At 65.1% G+C, this 20,229-nt stretch carries 17 protein-coding genes; 7 read left to right on the top strand and 10 right to left on the bottom strand.

The features are described from left to right. Positions 1-94 precede the first annotated feature (94 nt). The 4 genes from ppc to ACXJMY_RS10315 all read right to left on the bottom strand — a co-directional run bounded on the left by ppc (position 95) and on the right by ACXJMY_RS10315 (position 6,108). Positions 95-2,905 carry a phosphoenolpyruvate carboxylase gene (gene ppc, locus ACXJMY_RS10300; RefSeq protein ID WP_456619210.1) on the bottom strand — a complete coding sequence of 937 codons (2,811 nt, stop codon included), beginning with the start codon at positions 2,903-2,905 and terminating at the stop codon, positions 95-97. 167 nt (positions 2,906-3,072) lie between these two features. Further along, on the bottom strand, positions 3,073-3,477 hold the full coding sequence (locus ACXJMY_RS10305; RefSeq protein ID WP_456619211.1) for a YccF domain-containing protein: 405 nt from the start codon (positions 3,475-3,477) through the stop codon (positions 3,073-3,075). Between the two features lie 156 nt (positions 3,478-3,633). Then, the gene (locus tag ACXJMY_RS10310; protein ID WP_456619212.1) at positions 3,634-5,178 is read right to left on the bottom strand and encodes an acyl-CoA synthetase; all 1,545 of its coding nucleotides are present in this window, start codon (positions 5,176-5,178) and stop codon (positions 3,634-3,636) included. A gap of 120 nt (positions 5,179-5,298) precedes the next feature. Then, positions 5,299-6,108: a crotonase/enoyl-CoA hydratase family protein gene (locus tag ACXJMY_RS10315; RefSeq protein ID WP_456619213.1), complete on the bottom strand. Its 810-nt coding sequence runs from the start codon at positions 6,106-6,108 to the stop codon at positions 5,299-5,301. 106 nt (positions 6,109-6,214) lie between these two features. Here ACXJMY_RS10315 and ACXJMY_RS10320 point away from each other — a divergent pair, with 106 nt between their 5' ends. After that, positions 6,215-7,087 (top strand): SDR family oxidoreductase, encoded by an 873-nt coding sequence (locus ACXJMY_RS10320; protein ID WP_456619214.1) that lies wholly within the window; start codon positions 6,215-6,217, stop codon positions 7,085-7,087. Positions 7,088-7,311: 224 nt separating this feature from the next. Next, positions 7,312-8,889 (top strand): fatty acid--CoA ligase, encoded by a 1,578-nt coding sequence (locus ACXJMY_RS10325; RefSeq protein WP_456619215.1) that lies wholly within the window; start codon positions 7,312-7,314, stop codon positions 8,887-8,889. 162 nt (positions 8,890-9,051) lie between these two features. On the opposite strand, the gene ACXJMY_RS10330 is transcribed toward ACXJMY_RS10325, so the two are convergent. Next, positions 9,052-10,326: an acyl-CoA dehydrogenase family protein gene (locus tag ACXJMY_RS10330; RefSeq protein ID WP_456619216.1), complete on the bottom strand. Its 1,275-nt coding sequence runs from the start codon at positions 10,324-10,326 to the stop codon at positions 9,052-9,054. A 212-nt stretch (positions 10,327-10,538) separates the two neighbouring features. Between ACXJMY_RS10330 and ACXJMY_RS10335 the strand changes: the two genes are divergently transcribed. Continuing rightward, positions 10,539-11,318, top strand: a complete 780-nt coding sequence (locus tag ACXJMY_RS10335; RefSeq protein ID WP_456619217.1) for an enoyl-CoA hydratase-related protein — start codon at positions 10,539-10,541, stop codon at positions 11,316-11,318. A 199-nt stretch (positions 11,319-11,517) separates the two neighbouring features. On the opposite strand, the gene ACXJMY_RS10340 is transcribed toward ACXJMY_RS10335, so the two are convergent. From ACXJMY_RS10340 to ACXJMY_RS10350, 3 genes are read right to left on the bottom strand one after another with little or no spacing between them, the layout of a single operon-like run. Beyond that, entirely contained in the window at positions 11,518-11,895 is a 378-nt protein-coding gene (locus ACXJMY_RS10340) for a DUF6285 domain-containing protein (protein WP_456619218.1), read from the bottom strand. A 3-nt stretch (positions 11,896-11,898) separates the two neighbouring features. Beyond that, positions 11,899-12,885, bottom strand: coding sequence for a phosphotransferase family protein (locus ACXJMY_RS10345; protein WP_456619219.1), 987 nt, complete (start codon positions 12,883-12,885; stop codon positions 11,899-11,901). Continuing rightward, positions 12,882-13,670: an enoyl-CoA hydratase/isomerase gene (locus ACXJMY_RS10350; protein ID WP_456619220.1), complete on the bottom strand. Its 789-nt coding sequence runs from the start codon at positions 13,668-13,670 to the stop codon at positions 12,882-12,884. The genes ACXJMY_RS10345 and ACXJMY_RS10350 overlap by 4 nt, the downstream gene beginning before the upstream one ends. Positions 13,671-13,838: 168 nt before the next feature. Between ACXJMY_RS10350 and ACXJMY_RS10355 the strand changes: the two genes are divergently transcribed. The 4 genes from ACXJMY_RS10355 (at position 13,839) to ACXJMY_RS10370 (ending at position 17,492) form a co-directional block, all read left to right on the top strand. Continuing rightward, positions 13,839-14,618, top strand: coding sequence for an SDR family NAD(P)-dependent oxidoreductase (locus ACXJMY_RS10355; RefSeq protein ID WP_456619221.1), 780 nt, complete (start codon positions 13,839-13,841; stop codon positions 14,616-14,618). A gap of 115 nt (positions 14,619-14,733) precedes the next feature. Next, positions 14,734-15,114 (top strand): VOC family protein, encoded by a 381-nt coding sequence (locus ACXJMY_RS10360; RefSeq protein ID WP_456619222.1) that lies wholly within the window; start codon positions 14,734-14,736, stop codon positions 15,112-15,114. A gap of 315 nt (positions 15,115-15,429) precedes the next feature. Then, positions 15,430-16,704 (top strand): acyl-CoA dehydrogenase family protein, encoded by a 1,275-nt coding sequence (locus ACXJMY_RS10365; protein ID WP_456619223.1) that lies wholly within the window; start codon positions 15,430-15,432, stop codon positions 16,702-16,704. 170 nt (positions 16,705-16,874) lie between these two features. Further along, positions 16,875-17,492, top strand: a complete 618-nt coding sequence (locus ACXJMY_RS10370; protein WP_456619224.1) for a flavin reductase family protein — start codon at positions 16,875-16,877, stop codon at positions 17,490-17,492. A gap of 81 nt (positions 17,493-17,573) precedes the next feature. Here ACXJMY_RS10370 and yghU read toward each other — a convergent pair whose 3' ends face one another. Together yghU and ACXJMY_RS10380 are read right to left on the bottom strand one after the other, a co-directional pair. Beyond that, positions 17,574-18,449, bottom strand: a complete 876-nt coding sequence (gene yghU / locus ACXJMY_RS10375) for a glutathione-dependent disulfide-bond oxidoreductase (RefSeq protein ID WP_456619225.1) — start codon at positions 18,447-18,449, stop codon at positions 17,574-17,576. A 102-nt stretch (positions 18,450-18,551) separates the two neighbouring features. Continuing rightward, positions 18,552-20,228, bottom strand: coding sequence for a methyl-accepting chemotaxis protein (locus tag ACXJMY_RS10380; RefSeq protein ID WP_456619226.1), 1,677 nt, complete (start codon positions 20,226-20,228; stop codon positions 18,552-18,554). Position 20,229: the final 1 nt, after the last annotated feature.

Genomic DNA, 20,229 nt, shown 5'->3' on the forward strand with positions numbered 1-20,229 from the left:
GCTCGTAGAGCCGAACTAAGGTGCGCAATTGCGCACCTGAGAATCTCGAGGTTCCGGGTTCGCCCTTCGGGCGCCCCGGAACGACGGAATAGGATCACCCCGTATTCCTCAACCCCGCCGAGATGCCGTTGATGGTGAGCTGAATCCCGCGCAGCACCTGCTCGTCGGGGTTCTGTGCGCGGTGCGCCTTGAGCAACTCGACCTGAACGTGGTTGAGCGGATCGAGATAGGGGAAGCGGTGGCGCACCGAGCGCTCCAGCAGCGGGTTGCCCTGCAGCAGCCGGTCCTGGCCCATGATGTCGAGCAGCGTCTCGATGCAGGAATGCCATTCGCGGCGAATGCGGCCGAAGATTTTTTCGCGCAGCGCCTCATCGGGCACCAGCTCGGCATAGCGCGAGGCGATCGCGATCGAGCTCTTGGCGAGCACCATGTCCATGTTCGACAACAGCATGCGGAAGAACGGCCATTCCTGGTAGAGCTCTTTCAGGAACGGCATGCCCTTGTCGGGATGCTCCGCGATCCATTGCTCGACCGCGCTGCCAAAGCCGTACCAGCCCGGCAGCATCAGGCGGCACTGCGCCCAGGAGAACACCCAGGGGATCGCGCGCAAATCCTCGATCGCGCGGGTCTTCTTGCGCGAGGCCGGGCGGCTGCCGATGTTGAGCGTCGCGATCTCGTTGATGACGGTGGATTCCCAGAAATAATCGACGAAGCCGTCGGTCTCGTAGACGAGGCCGCGATAGGCCTTGAAGGCGAGATTTGAAAGCTCGTCCATCGCGGTCAGATATTCGCGGCGCGGCGCGCTCTGACGCGGGTGCAGCAGGCTCGCCTCCAGCGTCGCAGCCGCAAGAATCTCCAGATTGTTGCGGCCGACCTCGGCGTTGGAATATTTCGACGAGATGATCTCGCCCTGCTCGGTGATGCGGATCTGGCCGTTCACCGCGCCGCCGGGCTGGGCGATGATGGCATCATAGCTCGGACCGCCGCCACGGCCGACCGAGCCGCCGCGGCCGTGGAACAGCCGCAGGCGCACGTGATGGCGCTCGAACACTTCGACAAGGCCGATCTCGGCCTTGTAGAGCTCCCAGCCCGAGGTGACGAAGCCGCCATCCTTGTTGCTGTCGGAATAGCCGAGCATGACCTCCTGCACGCTGCCGCGGCTGTCGACGAGGCGGCGGTAATCGTGCAGCGACAGCATGCGGTCCATGATGCCGCTTGACGCCTGCAGATCCTCGATGGTCTCGAACAGCGGCACGATGTTGATGGCGCTGCGGCCGGAGGGATGGACCAGGCCGACCTCCTTCAAGAGCACCGCGACCTCGAGCATGTCGGACATGCCCTTGCACATCGAGATGATGCATTGGTGGATGGCGTCCGAGCCGAACTTCGCATGTGCCTCCGCGGCGGCATGGAAGACGTTGAGCTCGCCCATGGTCTCGTCGCTGTATTTGACGAACGGCGAGACCAGCGAGCGCGTGCTGCGCAATTCGTTGGTCAGCAGCGAAATGCGCGCATCCTCGCCGAGCGCGAGATAGGACGTTCCGGGGTTGGCGGCGTCCATCAGCTCGGCAATGGTGCGCTCGTGCACTGCGGAGTTCTGGCGGATGTCGAGCCGCGCCAGGTGGAAGCCGAAGCAGTCCACCGCGCGCCGCAGCAGCCGCAGCCGGCCGCGGGCGATGACGCGGGCGTTGTTCGAGATCAGCGAACGGTGCAGCACGTCGAGATCGGCCTGGAGCTCCTTGACGCTCTCATAGGGCGCGCCCTTGCCGACGGGCCGGCGGGTGATCTCGACCTGGAGCTTTTCGGCCGTCGCCGCAAGGCGCGCATAGATGCCGGACACCGCCAGGCGATAGGGTTCGCCGCTCCGGTGCGGCGAGGTATCCGGCGAGCGCTCCGCCAGCGTGCGTAGCTCCTCGGAGACATCGGCGAGATGCGCCGCGATCGACAATTCCGCGCCGAGCACGTGCAGCTCGTTGAGATAGAACTGCATCACCCGGCTCGACTGCAGCCGCAGCGTGCCGCGCATGACGTCGGCGGTGACGAAGGGATTGCCATCGCGGTCGCCACCGATCCAGCTTCCCATGCGCAGGAACGAGGCGAGCTCGCCGGCCGCCTGCTCGCCGCCCTCCTCCAGCCGGTCTTCCAGCACGTTGACCAGCCGCGGCACCTCGCGGAGGAAGGTGTAGTCGTAGAACGACAGGCCGTTGGCGACCTCGTCGAGCACGGTGAGCTTGGTCCGGCGCAAGAGATTGGTCTGCCACAGCGTCAGCACCTCGCGGCGGAGCTGCTCGTCGCTGGCGGCGGCCTCGTCCGCAGTCAGCGCGACCCGCTCGCGGCGGTCGAGCAGTGCGGCAACCTCCATCTCGCGGTCCATGGTGCTCTTGCGGCGGACCTCGGTCGGGTGCGCGGTCAGGACCGGGCTGACGAGGGCGTCCTTGAAGAAGCGGCGCAGCTCGTCGGCACTGATGCCCGCGGCCTTGGCGTGGCCCAGCGTTTCCGCCAGCACGCCGGAGCCGCCGCGCGATCCAGTCTCTTTGGCGGCGCTGCGGGCGCGCATCTGGCGGATGTTGTTCTGGTCCTCGGCGATGTTGGCGAGGTGGGAGAAATAGCTGAAGGCGCGGACGATCCGCACCGTCTCGGAGGTCGACATGCTGTCGAGGATCTGCTCGAGCTCGCGGCGGGCGAGCCGGTCCTCGTCGCGGTGGAACCGGATCGAGGTCTGCCGGATGCGCTCGACCAGGTCGAACACGTCCGCCCCCTCCTGGTCGCGCACCGTGTCGCCCAGGATGCGGCCGAGCAGGCGGATGTCGTCGCGCAGCCGCGCATCCGCCTCCAGCGCCTGGACGTCCTCGGGGCGGTTGGAGCGCTGGTCGGCGGTGTCGGATGGTACGGTCTGGAGGGACATGGCTCGCTCCCTTTGTCGAGCTCGCTTGACTGCCCGGCTCAGCCGAGTGTGCAAGTTTTTTGCCGCAGCGCAAGATGAAGTTGGGGGCGGCGCACCCTTGCGGTGGCCTCGGCCGATCTCTCCGCCGTCGCCCCGGCAAAAGCCTGCCCTGTCGCCTCTTTCCGGCGCTAGGCCGGCACGATCACCTTGCCGATCGGCCAGAGCGCGATGCCGGCGAGCTTCAGATGGGCCCAGGCGAAGGGGATGCCGATGATGGTGATCGCGAGGACCAGCGCGGTCACGAGGTGGCCGAGCGCCAGCCACCACCCTGCGAGCACGAACCAGACGATATTGCCGAGCACGCCGAGCGGGCCGGTGCCGATATCGCTCATGCCGGTGACCTCGTCGCGCCGCACCGCCTTCGAGCCGAACGGCAGCAGCGTGTAGACGGCGATGTTGAACGCCGCCCGCGCCCAGGGCAGGCCAATGATGGTGATGGCCATGATGACGGAGGCCACCAGCCACCCGAGCGCCATCCAGGCACCGCCGATGAGAATCCAGAGCAGGTTGAGCAGGATGGAAACGGGAGCCATGGGATGATCCGGAAGTTAATGTCCCCGTCTGTATAGCACGACCGCCGAGGTCGCGGAGCTTCATGCGAGACGCGTAGCCCGGATGAGCGAAGCGACATCCGGGATCTTGCTGCTTGTTGTCCCGGGTATCGCTTCGCTCACCCGGGCTACACGGTGTCAGATCTTCCGCCCGGCCTGCTCCCAATAGGGATCGCGCAGACGGCGCTTGAAGATTTTTCCGGAATCTTCGCGCGGCAGCCCGGTGCGGATCTCGATGTGTTTTGGCACCTTGTAGTCGGCGAGCGAGGTTTTCAGCCGGGCGCGGATGCCGGCTGCCTCGAGCGTGACGCCCGCTTGCGGCTCGACCACCGCCATCAGCGCTTCGCCGAACTCGGCATCGGGGATGCCGAACACCGCGCAATCATGCACGCCGGGCACGGCGTGCAGCACCGACTCGATCTCGGCCGGATAGATGTTGACGCCGCCCGAGATCACCATGTCGCGCTTGCGGTCGCAGATGAAGACGTAGCCGTCTGCGTCGATGTAGCCGACGTCGCCCGAGGTGATGAACCCGTCGCGGTCGATCTCGGCGCGCTTCTCCGGCTTGTTGTGGTAGGTGAAGTCGGCCATCCCGGGCATGCGGGAATAGATCTCGCCGATCTCGCCAGCCGGCAGCACGCGGCCGTCCTCACTGAGGAAGCGCAGTTCGGCGCCCGGCGAGATCCTGCCGACCGTGCCGGGCTTCCTCAGCGCATCCTCGGAGTTCGCGAAGGTGACGGCACTCGATTCGGTCGAGCCGTAGAATTCGTAGATCACCGGCCCCCACCACTCGATCATGGCGCGCTTGACGTCGGCCGGGCACGGCGCCGCGGCGTGGATGATGTGGCGCAGCGACGAGACGTCRTATTTTCTGCGCACCGCCTCCGGCAGCTTCATCAGGCGGATGAACATGGTCGGCACCATGAAGATGGTGTCGATCTTGTAGCGCTCGATCAGCTCGAGAAACTCTTCCGCCTCGAAGCGCGGCATCAGCACCAGCGCGCCGTCGAGCTTTCCGGCGCGGATGCCGAACGAGTTCGGCGCGGAGTGATAAAGCGGGCCCGGCAGGATCGCGCGGGCGCCGGGCTTCAGCCCGTAGATCATCGCGCGCATGCGTTCGCCGGCCGCCGCCTGATCCGGCGTCGGTGCGTTGCGGCGCACGCCCTTGGGGTGGCCGGTCGTGCCGGAGGTGTAGATCATGTTCATGGGCTGAGGCACCACCGGGCCGTCATAGGGCTGGAATGGCGCGAGCCAGGACTCGAAATCGATCGCGAAGTCCGGCGTCTTCAAATGATCCGGATCGATCCTGTAGTTTTTCAGGATTTCCGGCGGCGTCGGCACGCTGAGCACGGTGACGCCCTCGGGGATCGCATCGCGCAGGCCGTGCAGCATGTCGGCATGGCCGATCAGCACGGAGGTGCCGGTGTCCTTCAGGATGTAGTTGATCTCCTCCGGCTTGAAGTGCCAGTTGACCGGCACGCCATAGGCCCCGAGCCGCATCGCCGCGTAGGCAGCCTCCAGAAAGGCGATGTCGTTGCGCATCAGCATGCAGACGCAATCGCCCTGCCTGACGCCGATTTTGGCGAGGCCGGTTGCGATGCGGTCGGCGCGGTTGGCGACCTCGCCATGGGCGCGGCGACGCTCGCCGGAGACGATGCCGAGGAATTCTGACGTTTCGCTCATTGTTGTTTTTCTTCTTGTGGTGGTGTTCGTTGCCGTCATTCCGGGGCGGCTCGAAGAGCCGAGCCCGGAATCTCTAGGTTCCGGGTCTGGTCCTTCGGACCATCCCGGAACGACTGGCAGTCAATCCGCAAACTTCGGCGCGCGCTTTTCCAGATTGGCACGCACGGCCTCGGTCTGGTTCGCACTGCCGATCAGCTTCTGCTGCTCGACGGATTCGGCGAGCAGCGCCGGACCGGGATCGACCGAGAGATTGTTCAGCAGACGCTTCGCAGCGCGGATCGCATCGGGGCTCTTGCCGGCGATCTCGCGTGCGACGTCGAGCGCCGCGGCACGCGGATCATCGCAGATGCGCGTGGCGAGGCCATAGCTCAACGCCTCCTGCGCGGAAAAGATGCGCCCGGTGTAGGTGAGATCGCGCAGGATGTCGTCGCGCACGAGGCTTGCCAGGATCGGCGTACCCGCCATATCGGGCACGAGGCCCCATTTGATCTCCATCACCGACATCCGCGCATCGGGTGCGAGAAACCGCATGTCGGCGCCAAGCGCGAGCTGGAAGCCGCCGCCGAAAGCGACGCCGTGCACGGCCGCAATCACCGGAACCGGAAGCTGGCGCCAGCCCCACACCGCCTGTTGCGGAAAATTCGCCTGACCGTGCGTCCGCGCGGTGAGGTCGCGATTTTCGCCACCCGGAATTCCGTTGCCGCCCTTGTCCTTCATCGCGGCAAAACGGCCCATGTCGAGACCGGCGCAGAAGGCCCGGCCCTCGCCGGACAGGACCACAACGCGCACGCCTTTCTCCTTCGAAAGCCGGTCGGTTGCGGCAACAAGGGCGTCGAACATGGCCTGATCGAGCGCGTTCATCTTGTCCCCCCGCACCAGGCGGACATCCGCGACGCCGTCCGAGATCGAAATCGAGACGCGCTCTTCCATGGATGAATTCTCCCCTATTCTTGACCGGTTGCCGCTTTACAGGAAGACGGCGGCCGGATTTAGTCAATCGACCAATTAACTGACAATCGCTACAGGGGAAACAGCCATGTTCAAGGAAAATCTTCTGGCCGGCCGGCGTATCCTCGTGACCGGCGGCGGCACCGGGCTCGGCAAGGCGATGGCGGCGCGCTTCCTCCAGCTCGGCGCCGAGGTGCACATCTGCGGCCGGCGCAAGATCGTCTGCGATGAGACCGCGACCGAATTGATGGATCAGTATGGCGGCCGCGTCACCAGCCATGGTGTCGACATCCGCAACGCACTCGCTGTCGAGGAGATGATCGAGACCATCTTTCGCGACGGCCCCCTCACCGATCTCATCAACAACGCCGCCGGCAATTTCATCTCGCGCAGCGAGGAGCTGTCGCCGCGCGGCTTCGACGCGGTCGCCAACATCGTCATGCACGGCACGTTCTATGTGACGCATGCGGTCGGCAAGCGCTGGATCGCCTTGAAGCAGCCCGGCAATGTCGTGTCGATCACCACCACATGGGTGCGCAACGGCTCGCCCTATGTCGTGCCGTCGGCGATGAGCAAATCGGCGATCCACGCCATGACGATGTCGCTTGCGACCGAATGGGGCCGTTACGGCATCCGCCTCAACACCATCGCGCCGGGTGAGATCCCGACCGAGGGCATGAGCAAGCGCATCAAGCCGGGCGACGAGGCCGGCGCCCGCACCAAGGCGATGAACCCGATGGGCCGCGTCGGCACCATGGAGGAATTGCAGAACGTCGCCGTGTTCCTGATCTCCGGCGGCTGCGACTGGATCTCCGGCGAGACCATCGCCATGGACGGCGCGCAGGCGCTCGCCATGGGCGGCAATTTCTACCAGCTCCGCGACTGGAGCGACGACGACTGGAAAACCGCGCGCGAGAGCATCATGGCCCAGAACGAGAAGGACCGGGCCAAGCGGGGGTAGATTATTGTCGTCCCGGCGCAGGCCGGGACCCATAGCCACCGAACGTCATGTGGCGAAGACTAGCAATGACCGATCTTCGCAAAATTGCGTCTTGTGGTTATGGGTCCCGGCCTGCGCCGGGACGACGATATTGAAGCAGTGATGCTCCCCTCCTCCCATCTTGTCTTCACCCGCGGATGACGCCACACTCCGCGGCATAAAAACAAAGACGTCACGGGAGAAACATGTCCACACAGCCATTGGCGAACCTCGCCGACATGGTGCGCGAGCGCGCGAAGAGTCGCGGCAGTGCCATCGCCTATGAATTCGAAGGGCGCGCCACCAGCTTTGCCGAATTCGACGTCAAGACCAGCAAAGTCGCGAATGCGCTGATCGCGATCGGCGTGACGAAGGGCGAGCGCATCGCCTATCTCGGCAAGAACAGCGACATCTATTTCGAGCTGCTGATGGGCGCGATGAAGGCCGGCGCGGTGATGGCGCCGGTGAACTGGCGGCTTGCGGCGCCCGAGGTCGCCTTCATCGTCGCGGATTGCAGGGCGCCGGTGCTGTTCGCAGGCCCGGAGTTCATCACACTGGTCTCGCAGATCAAGGACAAGCTGCCGCGTGTGCGCACCGTCATCACCAGCGAAGGCGGCGCGCCGGAATGGCAGGATTTTGCGGCCTGGCGCGACGCGCAAAGCGGCGACGATCCCAGGGTCCCGATCGCTACCCATGACATCGCGATCCAGCTCTACACCTCCGGCACCACCGGCAAGCCGAAGGGCGCGATGCTGTCGCATGCGAACTTCCTCAATCTGGTGCAGACYGGCAATGCCGCGGACAAGCCGGAGTGGAACCGGTGGTCGACCGATGACGTGTCGCTGGTCGCGATGCCGATCTTTCATATCGGCGGCTCCGGCTGGGGCGTGATGGGGCTCTATCATGGCGCCCGCGGCGTGATCGCGCGCGAGTTCGATCCGACCAAGGTGCTGGATTTCTTCGAGCAGTCCGGCATCACAAAGCTGTTCATGGTGCCGGCGGCGATGCAGTTCGTGGTGCGGCAGCCCCGCGCCAGGACGGTCGACTTTTCACGATTGAAATACATGCTGTACGGCGCCTCGCCGATTCCGGCAGCGCTGCTGAAGGAGTGCATCGAGGTCTTCAAATGCGGCTTCGTGCAGATGTACGGCATGACCGAGACGACAGGCACCATCGTCGCGCTGCCGCCGGAGGACCATATCGAAGGGCTGGAGCGGATGCGCTCGGCCGGCAAGGCGTTGCCCGGTGTCGAGATCGCCATTCTGGATGCGGACGGCAAGCCGCTGCCGCCGCGCCAGGTCGGCGAGATCGCGACGCGCTCAGGCTCCAACATGGCGGGCTACTGGAATTTGCCGGAGGCGACCGCCGCGACGCTACGCGGCGACGGCTGGCTGCGCACGGGCGATGCCGGCTATATGGACGAGGACGGCTATCTCTACATCCACGACCGCATCAAGGACATGATCATCTCCGGCGGCGAGAACATCTACCCGGCCGAGGTCGAGAGCGCGCTGTGCGATCACCCTGATGTCGCGGAGGCCGCCGTGATCGGCGTGCCCGACGACAAGTGGGGCGAGGCCGTGAAGGCGGTGGTGGTCATGAAACCCGGCAAGCAGGCCAGCGCCACCGACATCATCAACTTCACCCGCGAACGCATCGCAGGGTTCAAGACGCCGAAGAGCGTGGAGTTCCTGCCGGCGCTGCCGCGGAATCCGAGCGGCAAGATATTGCGGCGGCAATTACGCGAGCCGTATTGGGCGGGGAAGGATAGGAGGGTGAATTAGGCCTGCTCTATCCACATCGTCGTCCCGGCGAAGGCCGGGACCCATAGCCACCGAGCGTGGTTTGGCGAAGATTGGCAATGACCTGTCTTCGCCAAATTGCGTTTCGTGGTTATGGGTCCCGGCCTTCGCCGGGACGACTCGCGGAAAGATATCGCGTAACGGCTAATGCTTCCCCGGCCCCATATACCCGAACAAAAACCCCGCCACTTTCCGCATCTGGATCTCCTCACTGCCCTCCGTGATGCGATACCTCCGATGATGCCGGTAGATATGCTCGAACGGCTTGTGGCGTGAGTAGCCCATGCCGCCGTGGACCTGCATGGCGCGGTCGGCGGATTCGCAGCAGAGGCGGTTTGCCCAGTAGTTGCACATCGAGACGCGGTCGGAGAGCGTGCGCTCGATCTGCTCCTCGGTGAGCTTGTCCATCTCCCAGGCGGTCTTGCGGATCAACAGGCGCAGCATCTCGGCCTGGGTCGCAAGCTCGACCAGCGGGAACTGGATCGCCTGGTTCTCGGCAAGCGCCTTGCCGAACGGCTTTCGCTCCCGCGCATATTTGACGCTCTCGTTGATGCAATAGACGGCGGCACCGAGCGAGCTCGCCGCCTGGCGGATGCGGTTCTGGTGGACAAAACACTGTGCCAGCGACAGGCCGCGGCCGACTTCGCCGAACAGCGCATCCTCAGGCACGAATACGTCGGTGAAACTGACGCGCGGGTGATCGGTCGGCATGTTGAAGGTCCACATGTACTCCTCGACCTTGACGCCGTGGCTCTTGGCCRGCACCAGGAAGCAGGTGATGCCGCGCGCATCGCCGTCGTTGCCCGAGGTGCGCGCGAACAGTGCGCAATGCGTGGCGACGTGCATACCCGTCGTCCACATCTTCTCGCCGTTGATGATCCAGCCCTTGACGTTGTCGCGGGTCGCCGGCACCGCGCGCGTCTCCATGTGGGTGGCGTCCGAGCCGTGGTTCGGCTCGGTCAAACCAAAGGTGATGCGGTATTTGCCCTTGATCGAGCCGTCGATCATCGCCTTCTGGTCGTCGCGGCCGTAGCGGTCGAGCATGGTGACGACCGGGAAATTGCCGACAATGGAATGCTCGTTCTGGAGGTCGTTGTGCAGGCCAAGGCCCTTGGCGGCAAAATGCTCACGGATCACCGCCATCCAGAGATTGGAGCCGTCCTTGCCGCCATATTGTTTCGGCACCGGAAAGCGGAGGTGACCGGCGGCGTCCGCGAGATCCTTGGCCTTGCGCAGCAGGCCCTCCCACTCGTGACGCGGCAGGCCGCCGTTCTCGAAATCGGTGCGCGCCCATTCGCGGCGATGATCGAAGAAGCGGATGTTGTCGTCGACCGCCTCCAGCGGCTTGATCTCGCGTTCGATGAAACGGTCGAGCTCTCCGAGATAGGCGACGAGATCGGCAGGCAATGAGAAATCCACGGCTCTCTCCCGGACTGATTTTTCGTTTTGCGTTAAGGCGCTAACCGCGCTTCTTGCTTCGCGCGATTAAGGTGAGAAGAGCGCGCGCAAGTCAAGCAAGCCGAGGCGTGCCGGCTGCGCAAGGCGCGCCCGCGCAATTCGATGGTGCTCCAGCGCTTGCGCGCGCTAGTATGACAGCAATATTCCTTCACGAGAAAATGCGGGAGCGCGCAATGGAGCTGAAATTCTCAAAGGTCGAACGCAAGGGGCCGATCACCATCGTCACGCTGTCACGGCCCGAGGTCTACAACGCGCTGCACACCGACGCGCATTTCGAGCTCAACAAGGTGTTTGACGATTTCTCCGCCGACCCCGAGCAGTGGATCGCGATCGTCACAGGTAGCGGCGACAAGGCGTTCTGCGCCGGCAACGATCTGAAGTGGCAGGCGGCGGGGGGAAAGCGCGGCTGGGACAAGGGCGGCTTTGCCGGCCTCACCTCGCGATTCGACTGCGACAAGCCGATCATCGCCGCCGTGAACGGCGTCGCGATGGGCGGTGGTTTCGAGATCGCGCTCGCCTGCGACCTGATCATCGCCTCGGAAAACGCCACCTTCGCCCTGCCCGAGCCGCGCGTCGGGCTCGCCGCGCTCGCCGGCGGCCTGCACCGGCTGCCGCGGCAGATCGGGCTCAAGCGCGCCATGGGCATGATCCTCACCGCGCGCCATGTCAGCGCCAAGGAGGGGCTCGAGCTCGGCTTCGTCAACGAGGTGGTGCCGCAGGGCGAGGCGCTGACGGCGGCGCTACGCTGGGCGGAGCTGATCACCAAGAACTCGCCGATGTCGATCCGGGCGTCGAAGCAGACCATCCAGAAGGGCCTTGCCGTCTCGCTGGAGCAGGCGATCGAGGAGCAGCGGGAATATCCGGCGGTGAAGGCGATGGTGGCCTCGCAGGACTACGTCGAGGGCCCGAAGGCGTTTTCCGAGAAGCGGCCGCCGAAATGGCTGGGGAAGTAGGGCTGTCTCCGCAGCGCACCGCGACGTGTTGTGCGCAACGACTCTTTCCTCGAGTCGTCCCGGCGAAGGCCGGGACCCATAGCCACAGGGAGACGTTTGGCGAAGACTCGTCGTTCGGAACGACGACTTCGCACGATTGATAGATCACGCGGTATGGGTCCCGGCCTTCGCCGGGACGACTATGGGGATGGGGTATCGCCTACCCGCCTCGCCCCAACTCCCGCTTGTACGACGCGTAATTCGGCTGATCCACCGCGAGCTTGTCCATCGTGGTCGCCCACAGATGCTCGGCCAAGCCCGGCGTTGTCAGATCGACCTCGCCCTTGGCGATGCGGTCGGCGAGTGCTGCGTTGAGCTCCGTCACCGAGCCGTCGATCCCAAGCAGCGCGCGCAGCCTCTCGACCTCCTTGGCATCGCTCCCCTCCTCCAGCGTCAACTGCCGCGTCACCAGGTCGAGCATATTGATGGCGACGCGGAGCTTGAAGGCCTGGTGGCCAGAGATCAGCGGCGCGATGTCATTGCGGAGGAAATCGGCGACCGATTTGGTCAGCTCGGTTGGTGTCGGTTCGTCCTGCATGTGTCACCTCCCCCGCGGCGCGAGCAGCCGCAGCAGATCGATCTCGGTTTCGGAAGCGCGGCGGCCGATCATGGCGCGCTCCATGGAATGATCCGGGCCCTCGCGAAAGCGCTGCATCATGCCGCCGCACATGATGCCCCAGCGTAGCGTGCCCATTACTTCCCAGAATTTGACGCGCGCGGGATCGACTTTTCGGCCTGCCGCTTCGTAACCGGCGAACAACTCCTCGCGCGAGCCAAAACCGCCGACGGGCTTGTCGATCTCGCCGAACCGCCAGGAGTTGACGCAGACCCAGCCGAGATCCTCCATGGGGTCGCCGAGATGGGCGAGCTCCCAGTCAAGCACCGCGCGCACGCCATCGGCACCGATGATGAGATTGCCGTTGCGGAAATCGCCATGCACCAGCGTTTCCTCGGCGGATGGGCCAGGATCATGGTCGCGCAGCCAGCGCAGCGCCAGCTCGAACACCGGCTTGGGCCAGTTCAGGCTGCGATAGTCGCGCTCGAATTCGCCGATCTCCTTCGTCGCGGTCATGCGGCGAAGCTCGGGCAGTTTCGCCAGCGGCAGCCTGTGCAGGCCGGCCAGCACGCCGCCGATCTGCCGCGCGAGAAGCGGCCGCGCCGCCGCGAACGCGTCATCGCGAAGAATCTTGCGGGCGATGGTCTCGCCTTCCACCCGCTGCATGATGAAGCCGGTGCCAAGATCCTCGTCAGCCGTCAGCACATGCATGACGCGCGGCGACGGTACGCCGGCCTCATAGGCAAGCTGCATCAATTGCGCTTCGGCGTCGAGGCCCGCCGCGCGCGTCGGCGCTGCGCCATAGCCCTTGGGCGAACGGCGCAGGATCGCGCCGATCGGCCCGTCGGGGTGCACGATGTCGAATCGCCAGGTTTCCTGACTGGCGCCGCCCGACAGCTTTGCGGCGCCGGTCGCGCCGGTCGCTCCCGGGCACCAGCGTACGACGCTGCGCGAAAGCTCCGCCTCGATCATTTGCCCTTGAACTGCGCCGGCCGCTTCTCGAGGAACGCACCGACCCCCTCGCGAAAATCCTGCGTATCGCCGGCACGGAGCTGGCTCTGGAACTCGAGATTGAGTTGGTCCTCGAACGAGTTTTCGGTACTGTCCCAGTAGAGCTTGCGGATCAGCGACAGCGCCACCGTCGGGCCGCTCGCGAGATCACGCGCAAGCTTCATCGCCTCCTCCATCAGCAAGCCGTCATCGTAGACGCGGTTGACGAGGCCCCATTCCAGGGCCTTCTCGGCCGGCAGGCGCTCGCCCATCAACGACAATTCGAGCGAGCGTGCCCGGCCGACGAGGCGCGGCAAGAGCCAGGTCGAGCCGCAATCCGGCACGAGGCCGATGCGGCGGAAGGCCTGGAGAAAGTAAGAGGATCGCGCGCATAAAATCATGTCGCCGAGTAGCGCGAAGCTCATGCCCGCGCCCGCGGCGGGGCCGTTGACCGCGGTGACGATCGGGCAGTGCAGATTGCGGATGCGGCGCAGGAAAGGATGAAAGCCGGTCTCGAGCGTCAGGCCGGCCTTGGTCTTCTTCGACTGATTGTTGCGGCCCTGCAGATTCGCGCCGGTGCAGAACGCGCGGCCCGCGCCTGTCAGCACGACGCAGCGCACCTCGTCCTTCTTCTCCTCGATCGCATCGAGCGCGTCAGCCAGGCCGCCCAGCATGTCCATGGAGACCGCGTTCATCACCTCCTGATGGTCGAGCTTGAGGATCGCGACCGAACCATCGAAATCGAGCGTGACGTGTTTGAACTGCATGGTTTCCTCGTCGGTTGCGGCCGGCCTCAGTTTCGCAGACCGGAATTGGTTTTTGCCGGGGCGCATATTTGATTTTTGGCGCGGTCTTGTCCATGGTGATCGCAGCATAGCAAGCAATCTTGCGCGCAGCGGCTGATGCGCCTCATGCCAATAAACGGGAAACGCGCCATGAACCTCTTCGACCTCTCGGGCCGCGTCGCCGTGATCACCGGCGGCAATGGCGGTATCGGGCTCGGCATCGCGCAGGCGCTCGCCGGCCAGGGCTGCAACGTCTCGATCTGGGGCCGCAATCCTGACAAGAACAAGGCTGCTGCCGCGAGCATGGCGGGCCTCTCCGGCAAGGTCGATACCCGAATCTGCGACGTCACCGATCCGGCTTCGGTCGACGCCGCGATGAAGGCAACGCTCGACATGTTCGGCCGCGTCRACGGCTGCTTTGCCAATGCCGGCATCGGCGGCGGCGGCCGGCGCTCATTCATCGAACGCACCGAAGAGGAATGGCGTTTGATGTTTGCGACCAATCTCGACGGCGTGTTTCACGCGTTCCAGGCCGCGGCCAGGCACATGACCGACCGCGCCAATGCCGGCGATCCCTTCGGCCGGCTGGTCGCGACCTCGAGCCTCGCCTCGATCTTCGGCACCGCGCGCAACGAGCATTATGCCGCGACCAAGGCCGCGATCAACGCGCTGGTGCGCGCGCTCGGCGTCGAGCTGGCGCGCCACGGCGTCACCGCCAACGCCATCCTGCCCGGCTGGATCAAGAGCGACATGACCGCCGGCCTCATGGCCAACGACAAATTCGTCGCCAATGTGATGCCGCGGATACCGATGCGGCGTTTCGGCGAAGCCGGTGATTTCGGCGGCATCGCGGTGTACCTGATGAGCAAGGCGTCGTCCTATCACACGGCGGATACGTTCGTGATCGACGGCGGCTATACCGCGTTCTGATTTCTTACGTAGCCCGGATGGAGCGAAGCGTAATCCGGGACCGGCGTAACTTGAGGCAAAGACCCCGGATTTCGCGACGCTCCATCCGGGCTACAAACTCTGAGGGCAAGGGCAAATGTTTTCACACATCATGATCGGCACCAACGACCTCGACAAGGCCAAGGCGTTCTACGACCAGCTGCTCGGCACGCTCGAGGTGCGGCCGGCCAGGGTCGACGGCCACCGCATCTTCTACATCACCAAGACCGGCGTGTTCTCGGTGACGAAGCCGATCAACGGCGAGCCGGCAACATGCGCGAATGGCGGCACCATCGGCTTCGCCGCCAACTCGCCTGAGCAGGTCGACAAGTGGCACGCCGCCGGTGTCGCCGCCGGCGGAACGCCGATCGAGAATCCGCCCGGCATCCGCGAGGGCGCGGGGAATAAGCTCTATATCGCTTATTTGCGCGACCTCGACGGCAACAAGATCTGCGCGATGCATCGGATGGCGGCGTGATCTAGCCGCAACCACCGGCGTCATGCCCCGGCTTGACCGGGGCATCCAGTACGCCGCGGCTTCTCGATTCAATCACATCCGTCACGGAGTACTGGATCGCCCGCCCCAGTGCGCAAGTGCGCACAAGGCGGGCGATGACAGCGGAGATTGCCGCGCGGGCACACCGAACCTTCGGCACCGTTCAAACAACATTTCAAACGCTCTCGCGATATTCCATCGCATGGCATGGCTCGCCTGAAAAAATGCGCGCTCGCGCTTTGGTCGCGCTGCGACTATTCTCGCCGCCAGCACGCATCAAATGAAACGGGAGGAACAATGAAACACACCTACATTCCCCGCACCACCAACTATACCCTCAATCCCGGCGACGAGCTCAATGACCTGCGCATGTCGGACCAGGTCCGGCCGCTCTACGATCACGTCAAGAAGTTCATCCGCGACACCGTCGAGCCGATGTCGATCGAGTTCGCCAAGGCCGGCGAGAGCAAGGAAGACCGCTGGAGCTTTACCCCGAAGCAACTCGAGGTGCTGGAGAAGGCCAAGAACAAGGCCAAGCAGGAAGGCCTCTGGAACTTCTTCCTGCCCGATGACGAGACCGGCCAGGGCCTGAAGAACCTCGACTACGCCTATATCGCCTCCGAGCTCGGCAAGAGCCCGCTCGCCTCCGAGAGCATGAACTGCTCGGCGCCCGATACCGGCAACATGGAGGTGCTGGAGCGCGTCGGCACCAAGGAGCAGAAGGAGAAGTGGCTGAAGCCGCTGCTCAACGGCGAAATCCGCTCGGCCTATGTCATGACCGAGCCGAACGTCGCCTCGTCCGACGCCAAGAACATCTCGACCTCGGCAAAACTCGTCGGCGACGAATGGGTCATCAACGGCGAGAAGTACTACATCTCCGGCCTTGGCGATCCCCGCTGCAAGATCCTCATCGTGATGGTGAAGACCAATCCGGACGCGGCGCCGAGCAAGCAGCAGTCGCAGATCCTGGTGCCGCGCGACACGCCCGGCGTCGAGGTGCTCGGACCCATGTACGTGTTCGGCCAGGACCACGCGCCGCGCGGCCACATGCACATGCGCTTCAACAATGTGCGGGTGCCGAAGGAGAACATCCTGCTGGGCGAGGGCCGCGGCTTCGAGATCTCGCAGCTCCGCCTCGGCCCCGGCCGCATCCATCACTGCATGCGCACCATCGGCAAGGCCGAGAAGGCGCTCGATCTGATGGTGCAGCGTGGGCTGACCCGCGAAGCCTTCGGCAAGAAGATCGCTCATCTTGGCGGCAACATGCAGATCATCGCGCAAGCGCGCTGCGAGATCGAGGCGATGCGGCTGATGGTGCTGAAGGCCGCCAAGGCGATGGACGTGCTCGGCAACAAGGAGGCCCGGGTCTGGGTCTCCATGGTCAAGGCCATGGTGCCCGAGCGCGCCTGCAAGATCATCGACCAGGCGATCCAGATGCACGGCGCCACCGGCATCTCGCACTGGACCCCGCTCGCGGAGATGTATCAGGACGTGCGACATTTGCGCTTTGCGGACGGTCCGGACGAGGTGCACTGGATGGTGGTCGGGCGGCACGAGCTGAGCATGGCGTGACTTCTTCTGTTTCCCCTCTTCCCGCTTGCGGGGAGAGGGTCAGGGTGAGGGGGAGTCTCCACAAGGACGGTGACAGTGGACTCGCGGAGAGTCCCCCTCACCCGCCGCGCGTTCCGCGCGTCGGCCTCTCCCCGCAGGCGGGGAGAGGCGAAGAAAGCAACGGAGCATCCATGGACTACACCGCCAGCGAGCTGACGCCGCGCGAGCGCTACAAGGTGCTGACATCGTTCGTGCTGCCACGGCCGATCGCGTGGGTGACGTCGGTCGGCCCGAGCGGGGTGGTCAACGCGGCGCCGTTCAGCTTCTTCAACGTGTTCTGCGAGGATCCGCCGCTGTGCATGATCGCAGTGAACCGGAAGCCGAACGGCGAGGAGAAGGACACGCTCGCAAACATCCAGCGGACCGGCGAATTCGTGGTCAACATCGCCGACGAGCCGCTGGCGCGCGCGATGCACGAGAGCAGCGGCGACTTTCCGCCCGAGATCGGCGAGCCCGGCTATCTCGGCTTGAGGCTCGCGCCGTCGAAGATGGTCGCCGTGCCGCGGCTTGCCGACACGCCCTGGGCGATGGAGTGCAGGACCTGGAAGACGATCGACGTCAACGGCGACCGCCAGCTCATCATGGGCGAAGGCATCCACTTCTACATCCGCGATGAGCTGTGGGACCCCAAGGCGATGCGGGTGCATATGGACCGCTATCACCCGATCGGCCGCATGTTCGCCGACCGATACTGCCGCACCGACGATCGTGTGGTGTTTCCGGCGGCGGGGGGAGCGAAGAAATCGTAGGGCGGATTAGCGCAAGCGTAATCCGCCGAATTCTTGCAACGAGATGGTGGATTACGCCTTCGGCTAATCCACCCTACGCACCTACGTCGCAGGTGCGAGCTTGTCCTGCGTCCTTGTCTCGAAATCGCTGGCGTCGTGGCGCTCATGGAGCTGGCTGGCGGGATCGCCGGAAACGCGGTTGACCATGCGGCCGCGCTTGACGGCGGGACGCTTGGCGATCTGGTCGGTCCAGCGCTGCACGTTCTTGTAGTCCTGCACCGACAAAAATTCGCCGGCGCCATAGACCAGCCCCTTGGCGAGCGCGCCGTACCAGGGCCACACCGCGATGTCGGCGATGCTGTACTCGCTGCCGGCGAGATATTCGTTGTCGGCGAGCCGCCGGTCGAGCACGTCGAGCTGGCGCTTGGTCTCCATCGCGAAGCGGTCGATGGCGTATTCGATCTTGCTCGGCGCATAGGCGTAGAAATGGCCGAAGCCGCCACCGAGATAGGGCGCGCTGCCCATCTGCCAGAACAGCCAGGACATGGCTTCGGTGCGGGTCTTGATGTCCTTCGGCAGGAAGGCGCCGAACTTCTCGGCAAGGTAGAACAGGATCGAGCCGGATTCGAACACCCGGATCGGCTCGGGGCCGGAGCGGTCCATCAGGGCCGGGATTTTCGAGTTGGGGTTGATGTCGACAAAACCGCTGCCGAACTGGTCGCCGTTGCCGATCCTGATCAGCCAGGCGTCGTATTCGGCACCCTTGTGGCCGAGCGCCAGAAGCTCCTCCAGCATCACCGTGACCTTCACCCCGTTCGGCGTCGCCAGCGAATAGAGCTGGAAGGGATGCTTGCCGACCGGCAGCTCCTTGTCGTGGGTGGGGCCGGCGATCGGGCGGTTGATGCTGGCGAACTGCCCGCCATTCTCCTTGTTCCAGGTCCAGACTTTGGGCGGCACGTAGGTGGGGGCGTCGGTCATGCGGGGGGCTCCGGCGGAAAGATGCGCCTGCATTAATTAGCCCGGGAATGGCCGATGACAAGCCCTGCCGGCTCTGCGTCCGGCGCGGGCCTCAGGCCATTGTCATGCAGCCTTGACCTTGCCGAGGAAGTCCTGGACCAGCGAGCGCATCTGATCGGCCTCGCGCGACAGCGACGTGGCCGCGGACAGCATCTCCTGCGCGGCGCCGCCGCCGGATCGCGCCGACTGGCTCACCCCTTCGATGTTCCGGGTCACCGTGCCGGTGCCGGCGGAGGCCTGCTCGGCGCTGCGGGCGATGGCCTGCGTTGCCGCGCCCTGCTCTTCCACCGCGGAGGCGACCGTGGTGGAGATCTGGCTGATCTCCTGGATGGTGCTGCCGATCGCGGTGATCGCGTCGACCGCCTGCGCGGTCGCCTGCTGCACCGAAGCGATCTGCTGGCCGATCTCGTCGGTCGCCCGCGAGGTCTGGGCCGCCAGGCTCTTGACCTCATTGGCGACGACGGCAAAGCCACGGCCGGCATCGCCGGCCCGCGCGGCCTCGATGGTCGCATTCAGCGCGAGCAGGTTGGTCTGGCTGGCGATCTGGTTGATCAGGTCGATGACCTCGCCGATGCGGCGCGCCGCCTGCTGCAGGCCGCCGACGATATCGTTGGTGCGGTTGGCCTGATCCACTGCCTTGTGGCTGACCTGCGAGGCGAGCGCAACCTGCCGGGAAATCTCGTGGATCGAGGACGTCAGCTCCTCGGCGGCGGAGGCAACCGTCTGCACGTTGGCCGAGGCCTGCTGCGCGGCCGCAGCCACCGTCATGGCCTGCTCGCCGGTCTGGCCGACGGTCGACGACAGGCCGCCTGCGGTTGCCTGCATGCGGCCCGCGGCATCGGCCACACCGCCGATGGCGGAGCTTGCCGCCGCGTCGAACGCCTGCGCCAGCCCCATGATGTAGGCGGCATGCCGCTCCTTCGCCTGCCGCTCCTCTTCCTGACGCGCGCGCATCTGATCGGCGGCGATCATGCCCTCCTTGAAGACAAGCACCGCGCGGGCCATGGCGCCGACCTCGTCGCGCCGCGCCGTGGCCGGCACCTCGGTCGTGGTGTCGTTCTGGGCGAGCCGCCCCATCGCCTTGTCCAGCGCGAGCAGCGGCTTGCCGATGGCCGAACGCAGCACGAAGCCGGCCGCGGCCGCGAGTGCCATCGTGACCAGCAGCACGACCCCGATGACAGCGCGGGCGTTGTCGTAGGTCCATTCCGCCGTGGCGACGGAACGGCCGGCGCCGTCGGTGTTGACCTTCACCAGCTTGTCGGCGTCCTCGAGCAGCTCACGAAACTGGTTTCTGCCCGCGAAGAAGCTTTCGCGGGCACCCTCGGGATTGCTGCCCAGCATGTCCAGAGCCTTGTCCGACTCCAGGAAGGTGGCGTAGTGCCCGCTTAGGCGCTTCAGCGCCGCCTGCTCCTCCGGCGAGGTGACGAACGCCTCGTAGGATTTGAGGCTGTCGGTCACGGCCTGCTCGATCTTGCGCAGGGTCTGGCGGATCTCCTCGCGATCGCCCTCCTTGGCCATCAGCACGGAGAGCTGGTTGGTCCTGATACGGGCGATCTGGTATTGCAGGCCCCTCGCCTTGTCGACGCTCGGAAGCCAGTTGCCGGACAGTTCGCGCGCCGCGCCGTGCAGGTCGGACAGCGATTTCAGCGCGAAGCCGCCGAGCACGACCACCAGCAGCACGACCGCCGAAAATGTGAGCAGCAGCTTGCGCCCAACAGACATGTTGTTGAACCAAGCCATC

It is taken from the genome of Bradyrhizobium sp. P5_C12 (assembly GCF_054049735.1).

Coding starts and splice junctions, on each gene's coding strand:
- yghU (WP_456619225.1), bottom strand. CDS start 18,449: ATGACCGACGCCCCCACCTACGTGCCGCCCAAAGTCTGGACCTGGAAC.
- ACXJMY_RS10315 (WP_456619213.1), bottom strand. CDS start 6,108: ATGGAAGAGCGCGTCTCGATTTCGATCTCGGACGGCGTCGCGGATGTC.
- ACXJMY_RS10380 (WP_456619226.1), bottom strand. CDS start 20,228: ATGGCTTGGTTCAACAACATGTCTGTTGGGCGCAAGCTGCTGCTCACA.
- ACXJMY_RS10335 (WP_456619217.1), top strand. CDS start 10,539: ATGGAGCTGAAATTCTCAAAGGTCGAACGCAAGGGGCCGATCACCATC.
- ppc (WP_456619210.1), bottom strand. CDS start 2,905: ATGTCCCTCCAGACCGTACCATCCGACACCGCCGACCAGCGCTCCAAC.
- ACXJMY_RS10345 (WP_456619219.1), bottom strand. CDS start 12,885: ATGATCGAGGCGGAGCTTTCGCGCAGCGTCGTACGCTGGTGCCCGGGA.
- ACXJMY_RS10370 (WP_456619224.1), top strand. CDS start 16,875: ATGGACTACACCGCCAGCGAGCTGACGCCGCGCGAGCGCTACAAGGTG.
- ACXJMY_RS10360 (WP_456619222.1), top strand. CDS start 14,734: ATGTTTTCACACATCATGATCGGCACCAACGACCTCGACAAGGCCAAG.
- ACXJMY_RS10320 (WP_456619214.1), top strand. CDS start 6,215: ATGTTCAAGGAAAATCTTCTGGCCGGCCGGCGTATCCTCGTGACCGGC.
- ACXJMY_RS10350 (WP_456619220.1), bottom strand. CDS start 13,670: ATGCAGTTCAAACACGTCACGCTCGATTTCGATGGTTCGGTCGCGATC.
- ACXJMY_RS10340 (WP_456619218.1), bottom strand. CDS start 11,895: ATGCAGGACGAACCGACACCAACCGAGCTGACCAAATCGGTCGCCGAT.
- ACXJMY_RS10365 (WP_456619223.1), top strand. CDS start 15,430: ATGAAACACACCTACATTCCCCGCACCACCAACTATACCCTCAATCCC.
- ACXJMY_RS10305 (WP_456619211.1), bottom strand. CDS start 3,477: ATGGCTCCCGTTTCCATCCTGCTCAACCTGCTCTGGATTCTCATCGGC.